The sequence below is a fragment of the Methylobacterium sp. WL19 genome, assembly GCF_008040005.1.
GTDB classification, from domain to species: domain Bacteria; phylum Pseudomonadota; class Alphaproteobacteria; order Rhizobiales; family Beijerinckiaceae; genus Methylobacterium; species Methylobacterium bullatum.
Genome location: NZ_VRVC01000098.1, coordinates 1 through 19880 on the forward strand (window position 1 = coordinate 1; position 19880 = coordinate 19880).

The window sequence follows — 19880 nt, forward strand, 5'->3', positions numbered from 1 at the left end:
TCCCTGCGCCGCCGGCCCGGCCGCGGCGGCGCAGGGACAGGCGACGCCGTTCCCGTTCACGGAGATCGAGGCGGGATCGGACGCACACCATCACGTGGCCGAGGGGCACGATGCCGACATCCTGATCCGCTGGGGCGATCCGGTCCTGCCCGGAGCGCCCGCCTTCGACCCGCTCAACCAGAGCGCCGCGGCCCAGGCCCGGCAATTCGGCTACAACAACGACTTCGTCGGCTATTTCCCGATGCCCGGCGCCGCCGATCCGGCCGCGCATGGCCTTCTCGTGGTCAACCACGAATACACCAACGAGGAACTGATGTTTCCCGGCCTCGGCCGCCAGGACATCAAGACCGTGGCCTTCAAGGGCATGAATCGCGACCTCGTCGACATCGAGATGGCCGCCCATGGCGGCTCGGTGATCGAGGTGAAGCGTAACGACGGCAAATGGGCCGTGGTGCCGGGGTCGCGATACGCCCGCCGCATCACCGTCGAGACGCCGATGGCCCTCTCCGGCCCGGCGGCCGGCTCCGATCGGCTGAAGACCACCGACGACCCGTCCGGCCGCGCGGTGAAGGGCATGATCAACAATTGCGCCGGCGGCACCACACCCTGGGGGACGTGGCTCACCTGCGAGGAGAACATCAACTATTACTTCTCCGGCACCCTCGCAGAGGGGTCGGCCGAGGCGACCAACCACAAGCGTCTCGGCCTGCCCGGCAGCGCCTATGCCTGGGGCCGCTTCCACGAGCGGTTCGACCTGTCCAAGGAACCGAACGAACCCAATCGCTTCGGCTGGGTGGTGGAGATCGACCCGTTCGATCCCGCCTCCGTCCCGACGAAGCGCACCGCCATGGGCCGGTTCAAGCACGAGGGCGCCGCCGGCATCGTCTCGAAGAGTGGTCGGTACGTCGTCTACCAGGGCGACGACGAGCGTTTCGACTACGTCTACAAGTTCGTGACCGACGCGGCCGTAGACCTCGCCGACCGGGCGGCCAACCGCGATATCCTCGATTCCGGCACGCTGCACGTCGCCCGGTTCGATGCCGACGGGCGCGGGGCCTGGATGCCCCTGGTGTTCGGACAGGGTCCGCTGACACCCGAGAACGGGTTCACCGCCCAGGCCGACGTGCTCATCGAGGCCCGGCGCGCCAGCGACCTCCTCGGAGCCACCAAGATGGACCGTCCGGAGGATGTCGAGGCCAACCCGAAGACCGGCAAGGTCTACGTGATGCTGACCAACAACGGGAAGCGCAAGGCGGGCGACGTGAACGCCGCCAACCCGCGGCCCGACAACCGCTTCGGCCACATCGTCGAACTGACCCCGGACGACGGCGACCACGCGGCCTCGGGCTTCGCCTGGGAAATCCTCGTCAAATGCGGCGATCCCTCCATCGCGGCGGTCGGCGCCACCTTCTCCTCGGCGACGACGAAGGACGGCTGGTTCGGCATGCCGGACAATTGCTCGGTGGACGGGCAGGGACGGCTTTGGGTCGCCACCGACGGGAACTCGCCGTCGAAGACGGGGCGAAACGACGGCATCTGGGCGATGGAGACGGAAGGGCAGGGACGGGGCACGGGCAAGCATTTCTTCAGGGTGCCGAACGGCGCCGAGATGTGCGGCCCCTACTTCACACCCGGCGACACCACGTTCTTCGTCGCCGTGCAGCATCCCGGCGAGGCCGACGAGGAAGATCCGAAGGCCATGCCCGCCACCTTCGAGGCGCCCTCCACCCGCTGGCCGGATTTCATCGACGGAATGCCGCCCCGCCCCGCCATCGTCGCGATCACCAGGCGTGGCGGTGGCCGGGTCGGAAGCTGACGGGGCGACGCGATCGCCCCCTCCGGCCAAGGGGGGCAGGCGTGGCCGAGCCCCCGCTTCCGGTACCCCGGCGACACAGCATTAACGGAATCGGCGCAAGCTGCGCAGGAACACCGGGAGAGCGGCTGCCGAAGAGGGCGGCATCGCTTCACGTTTCCGTTTCGTTCCTGTATGGTTGGCCCATGACTCAGCGCGAGACCTCACGTCAGGCCGTTCCGGCCCCCGCCGGCGGCCGGCCGAGCGACCTGTTCGCGGGTGGTCAGGCGCCCGTGCGCGGCGCGAAGGCCGCTTCGGCGGCGCGCGCTCCCCTCGAGAGAGCACCGGTCGATGCGGCGGAAGCCGGCTACGACGCATCGTCGATCGAGGTGCTGGAAGGCCTGGAGCCGGTCCGGCGCCGGCCGGGCATGTATATCGGCGGCACCGACGAGCGCGCCCTGCATCACCTCTTCGCCGAGGTGATCGACAATTCCATGGACGAGGCGGTGGCGGGCCATGCCAGCTACATCGAGGTGGAGCTGGAGGAGACCGGCCACCTCGTCATCACCGACAATGGCCGCGGCATCCCGGTGGACCCGCACCCGAAATTTCCGGGCAAATCCGCCCTCGAAGTGATCATGACCACGCTGCATGCGGGCGGCAAGTTCGACTCGAAGGTCTACGAGACCTCCGGCGGCCTGCACGGTGTCGGCATCTCCGTGGTCAACGCCCTCTCCGACATCCTCGAAGTCGAGGTGGCCCGAAGCCAGGTTCTCTATCGCCAGACCTTTTCGCGGGGCCATGTCCAGGGTCCGCTGGAAACCGTCGGCCGGGTGCAGAACCGGCGCGGCACGCGGGTGCGCTTCCACCCCGATGCGCAGATCTTCGGGGCGCTGAAGTTCGATCCGCGCCGGCTGTTCAAGATGGCGCGCTCCAAGGCCTACCTGTTCGGCGGCGTCGAGATCCGCTGGCGCTGTGCCCCCGCCCTGCTGGAGGGCATCGCCGACGTGCCGGCCGAGACGGTGCACCGCTTCCCCGGCGGCCTGCGCGACTATCTCGCCCGCGACCTCGACGGCAAGGAGCTCGTCACCGACGCGGTCTTCGCCGGCAAGGTGACGAAGCCCGGCGGCCACGGCTCCCTCGAATGGGCCGTCGCCTGGATGGTGGTGGAAGACGGGGTCTCGCACTCCTACTGCAACACGATTCCCACCGCCGAGGGCGGCACCCACGAGAGCGGCCTGCGCGTGGCCCTGCTGCGCGCCCTGCGCGAGCATGCCGAGCGCGTCGGCCAGGCCAAGCGGATGACCTCGGTCACCACCGACGACGTGATGGCGACCTGCGCCTCGATGCTCTCGGTCTTCATCCGCGAGCCGGAATTCCAAGGCCAGACCAAGGACAAGCTCGCCACGGTGGAAGCCTCGCGCATCGTCGAGACGGCGATCCGTGACGCGTTCGACCACTGGCTGGCCGCCTCCCCGGCCCAGGCCAACAAGCTCCTCGACTGGGTGATCGACCGGGCCGAGGAGCGCCTGCGGCGACGCCAGGAGAAGGAGGTCGCGCGCAAATCCGCGACTCGCAAGCTGCGCCTGCCGGGCAAGCTCGCCGACTGCTCGAAGGCGGGTACGGCCGGCTCGGAGATCTTCATCGTCGAGGGCGATTCCGCCGGCGGCTCGGCCAAGCAGGCGCGCGACCGCGCCAGCCAGGCTATCCTGCCCCTACGCGGCAAGATCCTCAACGTGGCCTCGGCCAGTCGGGACAAGATGGGCGCCAACCAGCTCATCTCCGACCTGACCCAGGCGCTCGGTTGCGGCACGGGTAACGGCTACAAGGGCGAAGACCTCCGCTACGAGAAGGTCATCATCATGACCGACGCGGATGTCGACGGCGCCCACATCGCATCCCTGCTGATCACCTTCTTCTACCGGCAGATGCCCAAGCTCATCGACAAGGGCCATCTCTACCTGGCGATCCCGCCGCTCTACCGCCTCCAGCACGGCGCCAAGACGGTCTATGCCCGTGACGACGCCGACAAGGAGCGCGTGATCAAGACCGTCTTCAAGGGCGGCAAAGTGGAGATCAGCCGCTTCAAGGGCCTGGGCGAGATGATGCCGGCGCAGTTGAAGGAGACCACAATGGACCCCAAGAAGCGCACGCTCCTGCGCGTGGCTGTCCTCGACGAGGCGCGGGATTCCACCGGTGATGCCGTGGAACGGCTGATGGGCAACAAGCCGGAGGCCCGTTTCGCCTTCATCTCCGAGCGTGCCGCCTTCGCCGACGAGGCGACACTCGACATCTGAGGACAGGCGGGGCGCGAGTTCTGCCTATTCGAGCCGCCTCTCTTCCCAGGGGTGGAGCGCCAACGGAGTCGGTGGCGAAGAGCCGCGCGGCGCCTCCCCCAAGTCGCAGACGCGGCACATCCCGCGATGAACTCCAAATCACCCTTCGCTTGCGCTCCGGACGTCCGGACCAGGGTGAATTGCGAGAGAGGTCCGTCAACGCAAAAAACCCGGCCGCGAGGCCGGGTTTTTCACGTGGACGATCCTGATGCCGCGCGATCCTCGGTGAGGACCGCGCGACGATCATGGACGATCCTAGTAGGTGCCGAACTTGTAGTTCAGGCCGGCGCGGACGACGGCGAACTCATCGTCGCGACGACCGGTGCTGATCGACTGCACAACCGCGTTGTTGGCGGTGTTGATGATGAAGGCGCCCTGATTGCGGTTGCCGCGATCGAGGTTCACGTACAGGCCTTCGACTTTCAGCGTCACAGCGGAAGCGCGGAAGAAGTTGAAGAACGACTCGGTGGGGAGCGCGTATTCGATACCACCGCCGACGGCGTAGCCGGTGCGGAAGTCGTCGTTGCCGCGGAAGCCGCCGAAGTCACGCTCGCTGCTGCCGGCGCCGTAAGCGAAACCGCCGGTGCCGTACACGAGGGTGCGGTCGAAGGCGTAGCCGAGACGACCGCGGACGGTGCCGAAGTAGTCGAGGCTGGAGAGGCCACGAGGGTCGTTGATGGCGAAGCCGGGAGCGGCAACGACACCGGAGTCACGACGCTTGGCGCCGAAATCGAGGTACTGAGCATCGGCTTCGATACCGACGACAACGCCCGAACCCGGGGTGAACTGATAGTTGTAGCCGATCTGCGCACCGCCGGAGAAGCCGTCCTGGCCGTCCTTCTTGAAGGTGGCGACCTGCGGGACGCCGGCGGCGGTGAAGCGGCTGGCCACCGGGAAGGAGTTCGGGCCTTCCTTGCCGGCGTCGAAAGCGTAACCGGCGTTGATACCGGCGTAGAAGCCCGTCCACGTGAAGACCGGGACCGGGACGAAGACCGGCGGGGCGGCGCGACGGGGAAGGTCGGCGGCCGAAGCGACAGCAGTCAGGCCGGCGAGAACGGTCGTAGCGAGAAGCAGTCTTTTCATTGTGTGTCTGGTCCTGATGGGCATTAAGCCTAGGTGCTTGTAGGCTCGGACGGGCGTGAGGTCTGTCGCATTCCTGCAACAACATCCATCGAATACAGCGGCACCCGTCAACGAAGGGTAAAGGTTAGGCGCAAGTGAGGAATGAGAGGCCAGTGACGTGCTCTGGCGCACTTCCGGTGCCTTTCCTGCTCACCTCGCGGCTGATCCAGATCACACTGCCGTGACGACCGGCTTTCACTTCCCGCAAGCATTTATTAAGCGGAACAATTCTGCATCACGCGAATTAGGAACAGCTTTTTGTCCCCGCTTGCGATGCGAAGATTACCCGTCTGGTGAGCGATGCGAAGGCGTCGCTCCATCGGCAAGGCTCGGCAAGCAAATGCAGGTAACAGAAGGTTAAGCGCGCCCGACGATTCCGTGGTCGCGCGTCCGAAGCCGGCATTCAGCCCGCTGCGGCATTCGCAGCCCCGTCGCGGCAGGATCCATCCATCCTGGTGATCCGGCCGCTGCCTCAAGGCGAGACCGAGACATTCGGGGAGCAAGGCAACACCGCAATACGGCCGCTCCATCAAGGTCCGACCTGTCCTGACAGTGATCGGTCTTGGCCTTGGGTGCTTGGCCGTCGCGGGCCTTACCCGGACCGACTATGCTCGGAGTTTGGCGGGAGTGCCCGGTGAACCGACGGCGACGCCCATCCCTCGCGGGAGGCGGCAGGTCTTCCGGCAATGCCCGACGGGCAACCTCGATCGAAGCCATGCCCCTGAAGGCTTCGCGGATCGTCTCCCCGACGGGGGCCGTGCCGCCGCCGGGGAGGAATCGAAGGGCCTATCGCCCGGCCGTGACCCAGAGCTCACCCTTGCCGAGGGTGGCGAGATCGCCGGAATAGCGCTTGAGCGCACCGGAGGCGAGGTCGGCATGGGCGGGGCTGAGGGCACGCAGGGACCGGGCGAGCAGCCGCAGGAACACGAGATCGTGCGTTCCCGTCTCGACGAAACTCGGGCTCAGGGCACCGTGTCCGCCGGCGAGGATCGTCCCGCGCCGCATGCCGTAGCCCGGATGGTCGCCCACCGAGAGGGCCGCGATCGTACCTGCGATCATCCGCGATCCGGCATTGGCGCCCGCGGCACCGACAAGGATCAGACCGCGCCGCATGCGGTCGCCGAGGTAATCGCCGGCCGATCCGCGGATCACCAGCGTGGCGCCGTCGAGCCCCGCCTTGGCGGCATAGACCGCTCCGCCGGCATGATCACCGGCATCGCCCTCGATGGTGATCGTGCCGCCCTTGGCGCCCGAGCCGGCATAGGGCCCGGCCGATCCCGTGACCGTCACCGATCCCGACGCCATACCGGCGCCGAGACGTTGGCCGACATCGCCGACGACGCGGATCGAGCCACCACTCAGGGAGGCACCGACACTGTCGAAGCGGGACGAGCCGCCCTCGATGGTCAGGCTGTCGGATCCGTCGAGGCTGATGGCGAAGACGTCGCCCAGCGTCAGGCCGCGTCGGCTGGTGCCGATGGGGAGCCTGGCCGCCTCGGTCTCGGAGAGGCCGCTCAGCGAGAGCGGAGTCACGTGGAGGAAATCGAGCCGCTCCGGCGGCTCCTGGCGCAGGGTGAGGGTGCTCATGCCGCTCCAGCCTCGCTCGCCGGCTCCTTCGAGAGCAGGTCCTTCAGGTGATAATGGTGGCGGCCGAGATTGCCGCCGTAATTGCCCGCCGTCACCGCGACGAGCCCGTGCGCGGCACCGGCTTCGGTGGAAGCGTGGAGCGCCGCGCGCATGGATTCGGCCACCGAGCGCGAGGTGAGCCCGTCGATGACGATCTCGAGCACCACGCCGACCTCGGCCGCGAGTTCCGAGCCGGCCCGGCCCTTGAGGGTCGGGCAATAGGCGTCGTTGGTGGAGGCCATCATGCCCTTGGTGCGCGCGCCGACCTTCGAGCCGGAGCGGACGATGCCGCCGGGGAAGGGCAGGATCACGTCGGCCACCGAACGAGCGGCATCCACGGCGATCTCCGCGACCTTGAGGGTCTCGGCATGGTTGCGCCCGAGGAACAGCAGGTTGCCGCCGCCCACCGCGCCATCCACCGCGCGGACGAAATCCTCGCACAGGAACTCGCCGTCCATCACGGGGACGCGCCAATAGCGCCGCGCCTTGCCGGTGACGGGATCGGTCAGGCGCTTGGCCACGGCGAAGCCGTCACCGAAGTAGCGGATCGCGCCGCCGAGCTTGATCTTGTGCGGCCCGTCGACACCCGCATAGCAGGCCGTGCCGGGGCAGGTGAGGATGCACTGGCCGACGCGCTTGAGGAGCTGGTCCTTGAGGCCGTTCGGCTCGAAGCCGAACAGCAGCACCCGCACACCGGGGCGTCCGTCCGGAGTCTCCTCCGGCGAGAGTTCGCAATCGATCCCGGCCTCGGCGCCGCAGCCGATCACCGAGGTCGCGAATCCGGTCATCGTGACCGCGGCGATCATCGCCCATTTGGCGGTGTCGTTGGTGATGATCAGCGCCGTGCCGGCGACGTCGAACGCCTCGGCGAAGGTGTCGATCACCGGGATGCCGTTGAGGGTCAGGTCAGTCATGCTCGGTCACCGTACCCACGCGAGGCGTCGTCATCAGGCCCGGCATCATTCTCAAGCTCGACATGCCACGTCCTCGAACACATCGCTCACGGGGAAGGCCTCGTCCGGCACGGTGAAGCTGTCGAGACCGGCACCGAAACGGGCATCGAGATAAGCGTCGGTGCGCGTCTCCATCGCCTTGTCGGATTCCACCGTCAATTCCAGGGTATGGCCCGCGCGCCAATCGACGATCTCGCCATCCTCGACGATGACGTGGCCGTCCTTGAGCACCAGTTTGGCGCGGGCGAACATCGCGGTCCGGTTCTTCTCGTCGCGGTAGATCGCGACGTCGGCGCGCGCGCCCTCGCGCAGGTGGCCGCGATCGGCGAGGCCGAGGAGCTTGGCCGGGCCGGAGCGCGTCAGCTGGGCGATTTCGGAGAAGGTGTATTCCCGCTCGATGCCGCAGAGGCCAGAGCGCTCGGCGATGACCTTGTGCAGGGAGGATATCTCGCGGTCGCGCTCCTCCTTGTCCATCAGCAGATGGATGATCCGCGGATATTCGGTGAAGGGGCCGCCATTGGGGTGGTCGGTGGTGAGGATAGTGCGCTCGGGGTCGCCCGAGAGCAGCATCAGTTCGAGGCCGATCGCCCATTGCAGGGAGCTCACGGGGCCGCGCGGCTTGTAGAGGAACGGCACGATGCCGCCGCCTTCCGCGTCGCCCGCCGTGATGATCCACTTCTTCGGGTTCGCGCCCTTGCGGCCGGCGAACTGGCGGATGACGTCGAGCGAGATCGTCACCGTCTGGCCGAAGGCGACCTGACCCACGTCGAAGGTGGCGTTGGGGTGTTTCTCCATCGCCTCCGTGATGCGCTCGGCCGCCGAACGGAAGCCGCCGGTGCCGGGATTGGCCGGATCGACCGCGCCGTAGGCGTAGAACTGCGCATGGGCGAAGTGGATGCGCCGGCCTTCCGCCGCCTCCATCGTCGCCACGAAGGAATCGTCGGCGCCGGGAATACCGAGGTTGTTGGCATGGACATGCAGCGGATGCGGCACGCCGATCTCCTCCACCGCATCGAGGAGGGCGTTCATGATCTTGCGGGTGGAGAGGCCGTAGACCGGGATCTCCTCGTCGAGGCTGAGATTGAGCATCCCGTCCTTGAAGGCCGAGGCGCCGCCCGCGTTGATGCACTTGACGCCGAGACCGCGCGAGGTCGCCACCGACAGGGCGACGAGGTCGCGCACCGCCGCCTTGCCCTCGCGCTGGCGCAGCAAGTCGAGGAGCTGGTCGTCGTTGCCCATCACGGTGAGTGCACCGCGGTCGAGCAGGGGGATGTCGGCGAGTTCGAGATGGGTCGCCAACGCGTTCGTCGGCGGCATCGCCGGCTCGACGGCGATGGTGTAGCCCATCCGCGCGTAGTTCGCGCCGATCCAGGCGGCCGAGCCGCCGGCATGGGCGAAGGGATGGCCCTCGGGCGCAGCTTCGCTGACATAGAGGTCGGGCAGGAGCAGGCGGCTCATCACCACGTTGCCGCCGGCGATGTGCGAATGCACCTCGACGCCGCCCGCCATCACGACGCAGCCAGAGGCGTCGATGGTCTTGTCGGGGTTGCGCTCGGACGGGGCCACGACGCGGCCGTCCTCGATCCAGACGTCGCCGACGCCGTCGCGGCCGGCGGTGGGATCGACGACCCGGCCGCCCTGGATCAGGATCAGCATGAGGCGCCCTTCTTCTGCGTGAGGCGATTCTGGATGGCGGCGAGCACACCGGCCGCAGTCAGGTCGGCCGGCTGGCCAACCGGAGGTGAATAGGTGATCGCCGCACGGCGCTCGTTCCACAGGGCGCCACCTGCGGTCTCGCCGGGCACGCCCACCGAAATGACGATCTCGGCGACGTCGCCCGTGGCATCGGGGCTTCCTTCACCGACGATGGCGATGGAGGGTAGACCGGCGAGCCAGTCAGGGCGCGGGGCGGGGAGGGAGGCGAGCCAGAGCGCGGCATCGGCCTCGCCGGCGGCCACCTGGCGCGCGCTGTCGAACCGCCAGGGATCATGCTCGGGCAGGTCACGGCCGAAGCCGACCCGCGGCGGCTGGCCGGTGGTCCATGAGGCGAGCTGGGTCACGGCGCGGCCCTGGAACCCATCCGAGACGGAGAGCGCGAAGAACCGCGTCAGATCGTTGAGATCGCGCACCAGCCCCTGCAGCATCTCGACGCCGAGATCGCCGAGTTCGGCGGCATCGTAGAGGACGACACCGTACTGGGCCGTCGTCAGGCGCCGGCCGAGATCGGCATAGGCCGCCTCGCCGGCGAGGTTGCCCTTCACGTAGGCGCGCAGATGCGCCACCGAGACGGCGAGACCGCCGGCCGCGGCCGGATAGGAGACGTGCCGTGTGGCGCCGTCGCCGGGGCCACCGAGGGAGAGCAGCGTGCGCTCGGAACCGGCGGCGCGACCGCGCACCGGCGCGGAAGCGGCGATCTCCTGCACGATCGGCCTGTCCCACGGGCGCAAACCGACGATCAGCACCGCATCGGCCCGGCCGATCGCCTCGGCCGGCGTGGTGTTGAGATTGCCGAACTGGCTGAGGGGGCCGAGCTCCGCATAGAGGCCGTCGCCGCCGACGGGATCGACGGAGGCACCGATGAGTCCGGCCAAATGATAGGCCGCCCGCACCGCGCTCGTATCCGCACTCAATCCCGTGACGATCGGAGTCTTCGCTGCGGCGAGGAGCGTGGCGGCGGCCTCCACCGCTGCGCTCACGTCCGCCGCACCACCCTTTACCCAGGCAGCCATGCCTACACCTTGGAGAACGAGGGCCCGGCACGCGCTGTGTTCAGCGTCGCACACGGCGGGACTGCGCCAGTCCATTCCTAGTGGGCCGGCACGTTTGCATCGCGGAGGCGCCGCAAGCAACCCCCCAACGACCGCCGTCGACTCCCTTCTGCCGTCCCGCCACGCCGCACCTTCCCGGCATCCGGTGGAGCCCCGGCCTGCGGAAGCCCGACGATTGATGGTATGGCGACGCTTGCGACCGATCCGCCCTCCGTGGGAGAAGCCCGCGCCGGCAAGCGCCATGCGGTCGCAATTCCGGTCAGGCCTCGCCGGGGCGGATCGGCTCGGCTCGTGGCCCGCGCGGCGCAGGGATGAAGGCTTATCGCATGAAGGGGGTCGACGTGGACCAGATCCCGGATCAACGGCCGGCCGAGACGGCGGGACGGACCCGTGCGGTGAGGGTGCGCGCACCGGCGCGGCTTCACTTCGGCTTCCTCGATCTGCACGGGGGCCTCGGCCGGCGCTTCGGCAGCATCGGGCTCGCCGTCGACGCCCCCTCCATCGATCTCATCGCGCGTGCGGCCCCCGCCCTCGACGTGATCGGGCCGGAGGCGGCCCGCGCCCGCACCTATGCCGAGGTCGCGGCGCGCCATCTCGGCCTTCGGGGAGCGGCCTCCATCCGGGTGGACGAGGCGATCCCGGCCCATGCCGGCTTCGGCTCGGGCACGCAGCTCGCCCTCAGCGTGGCGGCGGCGCTCGCCGCCCTCGACGGTCGCCCCTTCTCGCCCGACGCCTTCGCCGACGCCCTCGATCGCGGCAACCGCTCGGGCGTGGGTCTGGCCGCCTTCACCCAGGGCGGCCTCATCGTGGATGGCGGCCGTGACGCCAGCAATGGCCCGCCGCCGCTGATCGCGCGCCTCGCCTATCCGGAGGCGTGGCGGATCGTGCTGATCCTCGACGAGAGCATGACCGGCGTGCATGGCACCCGCGAGGTCGAGGCGTTTCGCGATCTCCCGCGCTTTCCCGAGGAGCAGGCCGCCGCGATCTGCCGGATCGTGCTGATGCAGGTCCTGCCGGCGGCAGCCACCGCCGAACCGGATGGTTTCGGCGCCGGCATCACAACGATCCAGCGCCTCATCGGCGATCACTTCGCGCCTCACCAGGGCGGGCGCTACGCCAGCCCTGCCGTGGCCGAGGCGCTCGCCGCCATCGCCGCCCAGGGAATCGCCGGCTACGGCCAGAGCTCGTGGGGGCCGACGGGTTTCGCCCTGGTGCCGTCCGAAGCGGAGGCACGCGCCCTCGTGGCGTCCCTCGACCGGCCAGGGCCTTTGCGTTTCGTGATCGCGCGCGGTCGCAATACCGGCGCCTCGGTCACGCCACTTTAAGACAACAAGCGCATCAGCGACGCTTGACGCAGCCGGCCCGGCCGGTTCCGACAGTACACATGCGAGAGGCGGCGCCGCGATGGCGCCGGACACTTGCGGAGGGAGAGACACGATGGCCCGCTCGATTCTGCATATGCTGACGCCCCTCAAGCACATGAGCCCGTTCGACGTGAACATGGCAGTGGATGCCGGCTTCGAGACGATCGCGACCTATACCGACGTGACCCTGCCGGACGTGACCTCCCTGGTGCAGGATTCGATCTTCTCCCGTTCGCCCCAGGATGGCGCCCGCACGACCATCTTCATCGGCGGCAAGAACGCCGAGGACGCCCTCGACATGATGGACCGGGCCAAGAAAGCCCTGGTGCCGCCCTTCGCCAACCACATCGTCGCCGATCCGGCCGGGTCCTTCACCACCGGTGCCGCCATGGTCGCCGAGGTGACCCGCGCCCTCAAGGCGAAGTTCGGCACCGACCTGAAGGGCAAGCGCATCGTCATCTTCGGCGGGGCCGGCGTCGTGGCCTATGTGGCGGCGGTAATCGGCGCTCTGGAAGGCGCCAAGACCGTCCTCGTCGGGCATGACGGCGAAGAGCGAGTCAGCAAGATCGCCTTCACGATGAAATGGCGCTTCGGCATCGAGGTCGGCGCCGTCGACGGCTCCACCGCCGAGGCGCGCCGCGCCGCCATCGCCGAGGCCGACGTGATCCTCTCGGCCGGCCCGGCCGGCGTCCCGATCCTGTCGGCGACGGATCTCGAATCCGCGCCGAAGCTGCTGGTCGCCTCCGACGTGAACGCGGTGCCGCCCGCCGGCATCGCCGGGATCGACGTCAACGCCAAGGACGTGGCCCTGCCCACCGGCAAGGGCATCGGCATCGGCGCGCTGGCGGTCGGCAACGTCAAGTACCAGACCCAGTCGCGCCTGTTCCGCCAGATCCTCGCCGCCAGCGAGCCCCTCTGCCTCGACTTCCGCGACGCCTACAAGGTCGCCGTCGAGGTGGCCGGCTGACGGGCACTCACCCGCCAGCTCGATCCCGCCCATGACCTCATCCTGAGGTGTCCGCGAAAGCGGGCCTCGAAGAAGGCCTCCAGCTTTCGCCGAGCTAACTGGAAGCCTCCTTCGAGGCCTTCGCTTCGCTCGTCGCCTCAGGACGAGGCAGGGTGGTGACAGCAGCGTAGGAGTGATCCCGAGCGATCGCCGCGATGGCAGCATCATCCGAACGGCCGCCGCCCCGGGGCGACGCGATCCTCATCGCCGCCCAGTCCGGGCGCGCCCTGGCGCAGGCCGCGCGCCGGTCGGGCCTGCGCCCCTATGTCCTCGACCTCTTCGGCGATGCCGACACGCTCACCCTCGCCGAAGGCTATCGCCCTGCCGACGGTCGTTTCGGCGACGGGCTGGCGGGGGAGGGCGTGCTCGCCGGGCTCGATGCCCTGGCCGCCATGGCGGACAAGCCACCGATCGGGATCGTGCTCGGCAGCGGCTTCGAGAATGCGCCCGACCTGATGGCGAGGATCGGCCGGTGCCACAGGCTTCTGGGCGCCAGCCCCGATACGGTCCGGGTGCTGAAGGATCCGCTCGCCTTCGCGGCCCTATGCGAACGCCTCGCGATCCCGCATCCGGCGGTAACGTCGGAGGCCGTCACGGATCGCTCGGACTGGCTGCTCAAGCGCTCCGGCGGGTCCGGCGGCAGCCATATCCGCCTCGCCGGCGCGGGGAGGGCACCGACGGGCGCTTATTTTCAGCGGCGGGTCGCCGGCACGGCGCACGCCGTCGCCTTCCTCGCCGACGGGCGCGAGGCGGCGATCGTGGCGGTCACCGAGCAATGGAGCGCGCCGTCTCCCTTACGCCCCTTCCGCTATGCCGGGGCGCTGGAACGCGCCGCCCACGAGGCGCCGGCCCTGTCGCCCGCGACCCTCTCCCAGGTGACGGCGGTCATCGCCGGACTCGTCGCGGAGACCGGGCTCGTCGGGCTCGCCAGCGCCGACCTCCTCGTCTCGGAGAAGGGGTGGTGGCTCACCGAGATCAACCCGCGCCCGGGAGCCACCCTCGACGTCCTCGACCGCCGCGACACGCCGCTCCTGGCCGCGCATATCGACGCGAGCCTCGGCGTTTTGCCGCGAATCGAACCCGCACCGGTGGATGCGGCGGCCACGGAAATCTGTTACGCGGCAGCCGGCTACGCGCCGATGCCGCCCCTCGACTGGCCGGATTTCGTTCGCGACCGCCCACAATCCGGCACCTGCGTGCCACGCGATGCTCCCCTCTGCACCGTGTTCGCCGCAGGCCCGGACTCGGCCGCCACCCGAGACCTATTGCGCGTCCGGGCCGCCACTCTGCGGACCCTGCTCGCCCCGACGGAGGAAGCCCGATGACCACCCATCCCCCCGCCACGCTCCGGACCACGCCGAGCCTAAACGCCCTCACCAATCCCCTCGTGGAGAAGCTGGTGGCCGATGCCGAGGCCCTGCGCCTTGCCGTCACCACGGAGAACGGCGCACGCATGGTCGATGCCGGCGCCACCGTGCGCGGCTCCATCGAGGCCGGCCGGCGCATCGCCGAGATCTGCCTCGGCGGCCTCGGCACCGTGTCGATCGTCCCCACCGGGCCGATCGCGGCCTGGCCCTATTCCGTGGTGGTGCATTCCGCCGACCCGGTGCTCGCCTGCCTCGGCAGCCAGTATGCCGGCTGGTCTCTGGCCGACGAGACCGGCGATTCTGGCTTCTTCGCCCTGGGCTCCGGCCCCGGCCGCGCGGTCTCGGTGGTGGAAGATCTCTACACCGAACTCGGCTACCGCGATTCCGCCAGCCGGACCGCCCTGGTGCTCGAGGCCGCCGGCGGACCGCCCGCCTCCGTCATCGCCAAGGTCGCCGAGGCCTGCGGCCTGTCGGCGGACGCGCTGACCTTCATCTACGCCCCGACCCAGTCGCTGGCCGGCGCGACACAGGTCGTCGCCCGCGTCCTCGAAGTCGCCCTCCACAAGGCCCACACCGTGGGCTTCGACCTGCACAAGATCGTGGACGGAATCGGCTCGGCCCCGCTCTCGCCGCAGCATCCCGATTTCATCCAGGCCATGGGCCGCACCAACGACGCCATCATCTATGGCGGCCGGGTGCAGCTCTTCGTCGAGGCTGACGAGGCGGATGCCAAGCAACTCGCCGAGCAGCTGCCCTCCACCACCTCGGCCGACCACGGCGCCCCCTTCGCCGACATCTTCGGCCGGGTGAACGGCGATTTCTACAAGATCGACGGCGCGCTCTTCAGCCCGGCCGAGGTCATCGTCACCTCCGTCACCACCGGCAAGAGTTTCCGCGGTGGCCGGCTGATGCCGGAACTGGTGGACGCCTCCTTCAGCTGATCTGAACGGAAAAGCCGCAGCGCCAGCCCCTCTCCCCGCCGGGCGGGGAGAGGATCGCGGGCACCTTGTCGTGCCTGCGATGAGTGGGGGCGAAGCCGGAGCGAGGGTGAGGGGGTCTCTGCGAACGAGGCTCTTCCGGGAACGCCCCCTCACCCTCGGCTGCCGCCTCGCCGTGCCGACGACGAGGTCGTCACGACCCTCTCCCCGCAAGCGGGGCGAGGGGAACGCCTGTCATCCCGGCCGGGCCGGGACCGGATCACCGTGTGAGACCACATCCATGCGCATCGGGCTCGCGGCCGACAACGGCAACTGGCACAAGGCCCGATTGAGGGCCGCCCTGGAACATCTCGGCGCCGAGCCGGTGCTGTTTTCGCTCGCCGACGTGGCGGTGGTCACCGGCGCGGGCGAGCCGCTTCGTGTGCCGGGCTTCGCGGACGGCCTGCCCGACGGCGTCCTCCTGCGCACCATCGCCGGGGGCACCTTCGAGGCCACCACCATGCGGCTCGGCGTGCTCCACGCCCTCGTGGCCTCCGGGGTCACGGTCTGGAACTCCCCTGGCGCCATCGAGCGCTCGGTGGACAAGGCCATGACGAGCCTCCTCGTCGCCAGGGCCGGCCTCCCCACCCCCGACACCTTCGTGTTCTCCAGCCGCGAGGCCGCCGCCGCCTGCGTCGCCCGCGAGGCGGGACCGGGCCGGCCGCTGGTGCTCAAGCCGCTCTTCGGCTCACAGGGCGAGGGTTTGCAGCTCATCGAACGGCCGGAAGACCTGCCCGACGAGGAGGCCGTGTCGCGGGTCTATTATCTTCAGCGCTACATCGCGCGGAACGACGGCCTCTGGCGCGATTACCGGGTCTTCGTCTGCGAGGGCAGGGCCATCGCCGCCATGATCCGCGAGGGCGACGGCTGGATCACCAACGTCCATCGCGGAGGCCGGCCCTTGCCCTGGGCGATGCCGGAGAAGGCCGCCGAACTCGCCGAACGCGCGGCGGCCGCCATCGGTGTCGATTACACCGGCATCGACCTCGTTGAGGACGGGGAGGGCGGCTACCTCGTCCTCGAAGTCAATTCCATGCCGGCCTGGTCGGGCCTGCAACAGGTCACCGAGGTCGACGTCGCGGCCGCCGTGGCCCGGGGCTTCCTCAACGCCGTGCGGGCGGCAAGGCCCCCCCGGCTCCTGGCGGCATCGGGATGAGCGGGCTTTCGCCCGACGTGATCGCCGCGGCCTACAGGGCGTGCTGCTTGGCCGAGCTCGATGCCCTGAAGCCCGGCAACGTCCATGTCTTCGGCGACGGCCATCGCATGGCGGTGGCGGATTTCGTCACGAGCGCGGAGGTCTCCGCGCCCCATCTGGCGGAACCCGGCGCGCGAATCGGCCGGCGCGTGCGCACCGCCATGGAGGCGACCCTCGGCGCGGTGGGCCAGAACACCAATCTCGGCATTCTCCTCCTGTGCGCGCCCCTGGCGCTCGCCGCCGAGCGCGGCGGCCCTCTGCGCAGGGCGCTGAGCCACGTTCTCGATACCCTCGACGCGGCGGATGCGGCCGACGTCTTCGCCGCTATTCGCGCCGCCAATCCCGGCGGCCTCGGCCGGGCCGAACGCCACGACGTGACCGGACCGGAAGCCCCGGCAAGCCTCGTCGCGGCCATGGCGGAGGCGGCCCCGCGCGACCGGATCGCCCGCGCCTACGTCACCGGCTTCGCCGACATCTTCGGCATCGGCCTGCCCGCCTTGGCGGAGGCGCGCGGCAAGGGCCTCACGCCCCCCTGGAGCACGACGGCGGTGTTCCTCGGCTACCTCGCGGCCGTTCCCGACAGCCACGTGGCGCGCAAGCACGGCGCGGCCCGCGCCGACGCCCTGCGCGCCGAGGCGGCGGAGCTTCTCTCCCTCGATCTCGCCAACCACCCCGTCACCGAGCTCCTGGTGCGGGACCGTTCGTGGAAAGGCCGGAACCTCAATCCGGGCACCAGCGCGGACATGACGGTGGCCACCCTCTTCGCCGACCGATTGCTGGCGGCTGAAACCTAAACCCAATGAATCCAGCCCTCCGGCGGCGACGGGGGGCGCCATAATCGATGCCGTGGCGCGTTCAAGCCCCCGTTCGGCAAAGATTTTGCTCGAATCCGCCCCCCTTGCAGGGTTGTTCCGGCAGAGACCCCAGAGTAGGGTCCGCGCCGCGATCCGGGCAAACCGGTCCGGTCCCATTGGGGCTGGACGCCGTGAACAAGGATGGCTTTCGGCCGCGCCAAATTACGGGGCGGTCATGCTTTTTCAAGACTCCTGGGAGAAACCCCACATGGCGAAGATCAACAAAGTTCTGGTCGGCGAGGCTCTCGTCGGCGATGGCAACGAGGTCGCCCACATCGATCTCATCATCGGACCGCGCGGTTCGCCGGCCGAGACGGCTTTCTGCAACGGCCTCGTGAACAACAAGCACGGCTTCACCAGCCTGCTCGCGGTCATCGCGCCGAACCTGCCCTGCAAGCCGAACACCCTGATGTTCAACAAGGTCACCATCAACGACGCCCGTCAGGCCGTCCAGATGTTCGGCCCCGCCCAGTACGGCGTTGCCAAGGCCGTGCAGGACGCCGTTGCCGAAGGCATCATCCCCGCTGACGAAGCCGACGACCTGTTCATCCTGGTCGGCGTGTTCATTCACTGGGAAGCTGCCGACGACGCCAAGATCCAGAAGTACAACTACGACGCCGTGAAGCTGTCGATCCAGCGCGCCGTCAAGGGCGAGCCCACCGCTGCCTACGCCACCGAGCAGCGCAACTCCGCTTCGCACCCCTTCGCGTCGAACGCTTAGATCGGGGACAGTCCTGGGCAGAGCGCGCCTCCGCCCGCACCGCGGGGCCTGCTCCAGCGACTGGCTTCCATCTTCCTCGGACGATGAAACATGAAACATGAAACGAGGCGGCTCCGGCCGCCTCGTTTTTTTGTGTCTCCGGCCCGCTACCTCCGTAATGTCCCGTCGTGGATCGCGGTCGCCACCAGGGCACCCGTGACGCCGATCTCCTCCAGCGCGGCGACATCCGCAGGCCCGCGCACCCCGCCCGCCGCGTAGAGTCGCGTCGCGGGGCTCATCTCGCGGATCTCCGACAGGCGGTCGAGGTCCGGCCCGGTCCCGGCACCGACACGGCTCAGGGTCATCACGATGACCTCGGAGGGCCAGTACGCCGGCTCGTCATGGAGCTCCGCCGGCCCCATCCGCTCCGCGCCCCGACTGTCGAGGGAGAAGACCGCGCGGTCTCCGAGCGCCCGCACCAGGGCGGCATCGTGCTGGCTCTCGCTGCCGATCACCGGACGCCCCAACCCCTCCGCCAGGAACGCATCGACGCCGGGGCCGCCGGAGAATCCCGCATCGACCCAGAGCTGGACACCCGGACAGGCGCGAGCGACCTGCGCGAGGCTCCCGAGATCGGGAGGCCTGCCGTCGATGATCGCATCGAGATCCGCGACGTAGAGGATGCGGGCGGCGATCGCGGCGACCAGCCCCTGCGCGACATCCCCGGGCGACGATCCCTTTGCCAAGGGGGTCACGATCGGGGCATAGGAGGCGCGATCCCCGGCCCTGGCCCGCACCACCTCTCCGTGGCGCAGGTCGATCACCGGAACGATCCGAAACCCGTCCTTCATCCCGTTCCTCCCTGTACGGACCTGCCCGTGACGCCTGCCGCATCCACGCACAACCCGGTGATCGGCTGGGATCTCGGAGGGGTCCATGTCAAGGCGGCCCTGGTTCGCGACGGCCGGGTCGAGGCGGTGGTGCAGGCACCCTGCCGTCTCTGGCGCGGCCTGCCCGCCCTCGACGAGACGTTTTCGCAGCTGCCCGATTGGGCGCGCGGAGAGGCCGACCATGTGGTGACCATGACGGGCGAACTCACCGATTGCTTCTCCGACCGCACCGATGGCGTGGCGCAGCTCTCCGCCTGGGCGAGGGCGAATCTCGCCGGTTCGGTGCGGATTTATGGTGGCCGGGCCGGGCTCCTCCCGCCTGGCGAGGCGACGGGCGCCGCCCTCGACGTGGCCTCGGCCAATTGGCACGCCACGGCGGCCCTGGTCGGCCGCCACGCGGCGAACGCGCTCCTCGTCGATATCGGCTCCACCACCGCCGACCTGATCCCCATCGTGGACGGCCGTCCTGCCGCCACCGGCTACAGCGACGCCGAGCGCCTGGAGACGGGCGAGCTGGTCTATTCCGGCGTGGTGCGGACGCCCGTCCTCGCCTTCACGGCCTCCGCGCCGTTCAAGGGCCGGCGCACCAGCCTGATGGCCGAGACCTTCGCCACCACGGCCGACGTCTACCGGCTCACCGGCGACCTGCCCGAGGGGGCCGACCAGCAGCACAGCGCCGACATGAAGGGCAAATCGATCCCCGAGACCGAGATCCGCCTCGCCCGGATGATCGGCCGCGACCATGCTGAGGGAAGCTCGGCCGATTGGCGTGCCCTCGCGGCGCATTTCGCCGAGTGCCAGTTGCGTCCCCTCCACGACGCGGCGGCGATCCTGCTGTCGCGCCCCGACATCGCGGCCGATGCGCCCCTCGTGGTCTGCGGGGCAGGGCGGTTCCTGGCCGAGCGGCTGGCCCGGCGCCTGGGACGCCCC

At 69.4% G+C, this 19880-nt stretch carries 16 protein-coding genes; 10 read left to right on the top strand and 6 right to left on the bottom strand.

The window, feature by feature from the left end:
* On the top strand, nt 1-1816 hold a 1816-nt coding region (locus tag FV220_RS17950; protein ID WP_147832763.1), incomplete at its 5' end, for a PhoX family phosphatase.
* Nucleotides 1817-1998: 182 nt separating this feature from the next.
* Nucleotides 1999-4089 carry a DNA topoisomerase IV subunit B gene (gene parE / locus FV220_RS17955; RefSeq protein ID WP_238253905.1) on the top strand — a complete coding sequence of 697 codons (2091 nt, stop codon included), beginning with the start codon at nt 1999-2001 and terminating at the stop codon, nt 4087-4089.
* 294 nt (nt 4090-4383) lie between these two features.
* Here parE and FV220_RS17960 read toward each other — a convergent pair whose 3' ends face one another.
* The 5 genes from FV220_RS17960 to FV220_RS17980 form a co-directional block, all read right to left on the bottom strand.
* Nucleotides 4384-5211 carry a porin family protein gene (locus tag FV220_RS17960; RefSeq protein ID WP_147832764.1) on the bottom strand — a complete coding sequence of 276 codons (828 nt, stop codon included), beginning with the start codon at nt 5209-5211 and terminating at the stop codon, nt 4384-4386.
* Nucleotides 5212-6036: 825 nt separating this feature from the next.
* Entirely contained in the window at nt 6037-6837 is an 801-nt protein-coding gene (locus FV220_RS17965; RefSeq protein ID WP_147832765.1) for a formylmethanofuran dehydrogenase subunit C, read from the bottom strand.
* Nucleotides 6834-7790 carry a formylmethanofuran--tetrahydromethanopterin N-formyltransferase gene (fhcD, locus tag FV220_RS17970; protein WP_056149327.1) on the bottom strand — a complete coding sequence of 319 codons (957 nt, stop codon included), beginning with the start codon at nt 7788-7790 and terminating at the stop codon, nt 6834-6836. Before fhcD ends, FV220_RS17965 begins: the two co-directional genes overlap by 4 nt.
* Nucleotides 7791-7841: 51 nt before the next feature.
* Nucleotides 7842-9485: a formylmethanofuran dehydrogenase subunit A gene (locus FV220_RS17975; protein WP_147832766.1), complete on the bottom strand. Its 1644-nt coding sequence runs from the start codon at nt 9483-9485 to the stop codon at nt 7842-7844.
* Nucleotides 9479-10558 (bottom strand): formyltransferase, encoded by a 1080-nt coding sequence (locus FV220_RS17980; RefSeq protein ID WP_147832767.1) that lies wholly within the window; start codon nt 10556-10558, stop codon nt 9479-9481. Before FV220_RS17980 ends, FV220_RS17975 begins: the two co-directional genes overlap by 7 nt.
* Before the next feature lie 365 nt (nt 10559-10923).
* Here FV220_RS17980 and FV220_RS17985 point away from each other — a divergent pair, with 365 nt between their 5' ends.
* From FV220_RS17985 to fae, 7 genes are all read left to right on the top strand, one after another.
* Nucleotides 10924-11922: a beta-ribofuranosylaminobenzene 5'-phosphate synthase family protein gene (locus FV220_RS17985; RefSeq protein WP_147832768.1), complete on the top strand. Its 999-nt coding sequence runs from the start codon at nt 10924-10926 to the stop codon at nt 11920-11922.
* Between the two features lie 112 nt (nt 11923-12034).
* Nucleotides 12035-12928 (top strand): NAD(P)-dependent methylenetetrahydromethanopterin dehydrogenase, encoded by an 894-nt coding sequence (locus tag FV220_RS17990; RefSeq protein WP_056159087.1) that lies wholly within the window; start codon nt 12035-12037, stop codon nt 12926-12928.
* 194 nt (nt 12929-13122) lie between these two features.
* Nucleotides 13123-14292, top strand: coding sequence for an ATP-grasp domain-containing protein (locus FV220_RS17995; protein WP_147832769.1), 1170 nt, complete (start codon nt 13123-13125; stop codon nt 14290-14292).
* Nucleotides 14289-15275, top strand: coding sequence for a methenyltetrahydromethanopterin cyclohydrolase (gene mch / locus FV220_RS18000; protein WP_147832770.1), 987 nt, complete (start codon nt 14289-14291; stop codon nt 15273-15275). The genes FV220_RS17995 and mch overlap by 4 nt, the downstream gene beginning before the upstream one ends.
* 277 nt (nt 15276-15552) lie before the next feature.
* Nucleotides 15553-16467: a RimK family alpha-L-glutamate ligase gene (locus tag FV220_RS18005; protein ID WP_147832771.1), complete on the top strand. Its 915-nt coding sequence runs from the start codon at nt 15553-15555 to the stop codon at nt 16465-16467.
* Complete coding sequence (locus FV220_RS18010; RefSeq protein ID WP_147832772.1) at nt 16464-17300, top strand: triphosphoribosyl-dephospho-CoA synthase; 837 nt, start codon at nt 16464-16466, stop codon at nt 17298-17300. Before FV220_RS18005 ends, FV220_RS18010 begins: the two co-directional genes overlap by 4 nt.
* Nucleotides 17301-17568: 268 nt before the next feature.
* Complete coding sequence (gene fae / locus FV220_RS18015) at nt 17569-18081, top strand: formaldehyde-activating enzyme (RefSeq protein WP_018043473.1); 513 nt, start codon at nt 17569-17571, stop codon at nt 18079-18081.
* A gap of 146 nt (nt 18082-18227) precedes the next feature.
* Here fae and FV220_RS18020 read toward each other — a convergent pair whose 3' ends face one another.
* A complete protein-coding gene (locus FV220_RS18020; protein ID WP_056149345.1) occupies nt 18228-18911 on the bottom strand; it encodes a HisA/HisF-related TIM barrel protein in 684 nt (227 codons plus the stop codon).
* Nucleotides 18912-18938: 27 nt separating this feature from the next.
* Here FV220_RS18020 and FV220_RS18025 point away from each other — a divergent pair.
* Nucleotides 18939-19880, top strand: a 942-nt coding sequence (locus tag FV220_RS18025; RefSeq protein WP_147832773.1) for a hydantoinase/oxoprolinase family protein, incomplete at its 3' end; no start/stop codon positions are given.

What these genes read in the sequence shown, in the direction of transcription:
- FV220_RS17965 (WP_147832765.1), bottom strand. Translation starts at nt 6,837, where the DNA reads ATGAGCACCCTCACCCTGCGCCAGGAGCCGCCGGAGCGGCTCGATTTC.
- FV220_RS18005 (WP_147832771.1), top strand. Translation starts at nt 15,553, where the DNA reads ATGCGCATCGGGCTCGCGGCCGACAACGGCAACTGGCACAAGGCCCGA.
- FV220_RS17985 (WP_147832768.1), top strand. Translation starts at nt 10,924, where the DNA reads ATGAAGGGGGTCGACGTGGACCAGATCCCGGATCAACGGCCGGCCGAG.
- FV220_RS18020 (WP_056149345.1), bottom strand. Translation starts at nt 18,911, where the DNA reads ATGAAGGACGGGTTTCGGATCGTTCCGGTGATCGACCTGCGCCACGGA.
- FV220_RS17975 (WP_147832766.1), bottom strand. Translation starts at nt 9,485, where the DNA reads ATGCTGATCCTGATCCAGGGCGGCCGGGTCGTCGATCCCACCGCCGGC.
- FV220_RS17980 (WP_147832767.1), bottom strand. Translation starts at nt 10,558, where the DNA reads ATGGCTGCCTGGGTAAAGGGTGGTGCGGCGGACGTGAGCGCAGCGGTG.
- fae (WP_018043473.1), top strand. Translation starts at nt 17,569, where the DNA reads ATGGCGAAGATCAACAAAGTTCTGGTCGGCGAGGCTCTCGTCGGCGAT.
- parE (WP_238253905.1), top strand. Translation starts at nt 1,999, where the DNA reads ATGACTCAGCGCGAGACCTCACGTCAGGCCGTTCCGGCCCCCGCCGGC.
- FV220_RS18010 (WP_147832772.1), top strand. Translation starts at nt 16,464, where the DNA reads ATGAGCGGGCTTTCGCCCGACGTGATCGCCGCGGCCTACAGGGCGTGC.
- FV220_RS17990 (WP_056159087.1), top strand. Translation starts at nt 12,035, where the DNA reads ATGGCCCGCTCGATTCTGCATATGCTGACGCCCCTCAAGCACATGAGC.
- mch (WP_147832770.1), top strand. Translation starts at nt 14,289, where the DNA reads ATGACCACCCATCCCCCCGCCACGCTCCGGACCACGCCGAGCCTAAAC.
- FV220_RS17995 (WP_147832769.1), top strand. Translation starts at nt 13,123, where the DNA reads ATGGCAGCATCATCCGAACGGCCGCCGCCCCGGGGCGACGCGATCCTC.
- fhcD (WP_056149327.1), bottom strand. Translation starts at nt 7,790, where the DNA reads ATGACTGACCTGACCCTCAACGGCATCCCGGTGATCGACACCTTCGCC.
- FV220_RS17960 (WP_147832764.1), bottom strand. Translation starts at nt 5,211, where the DNA reads ATGAAAAGACTGCTTCTCGCTACGACCGTTCTCGCCGGCCTGACTGCT.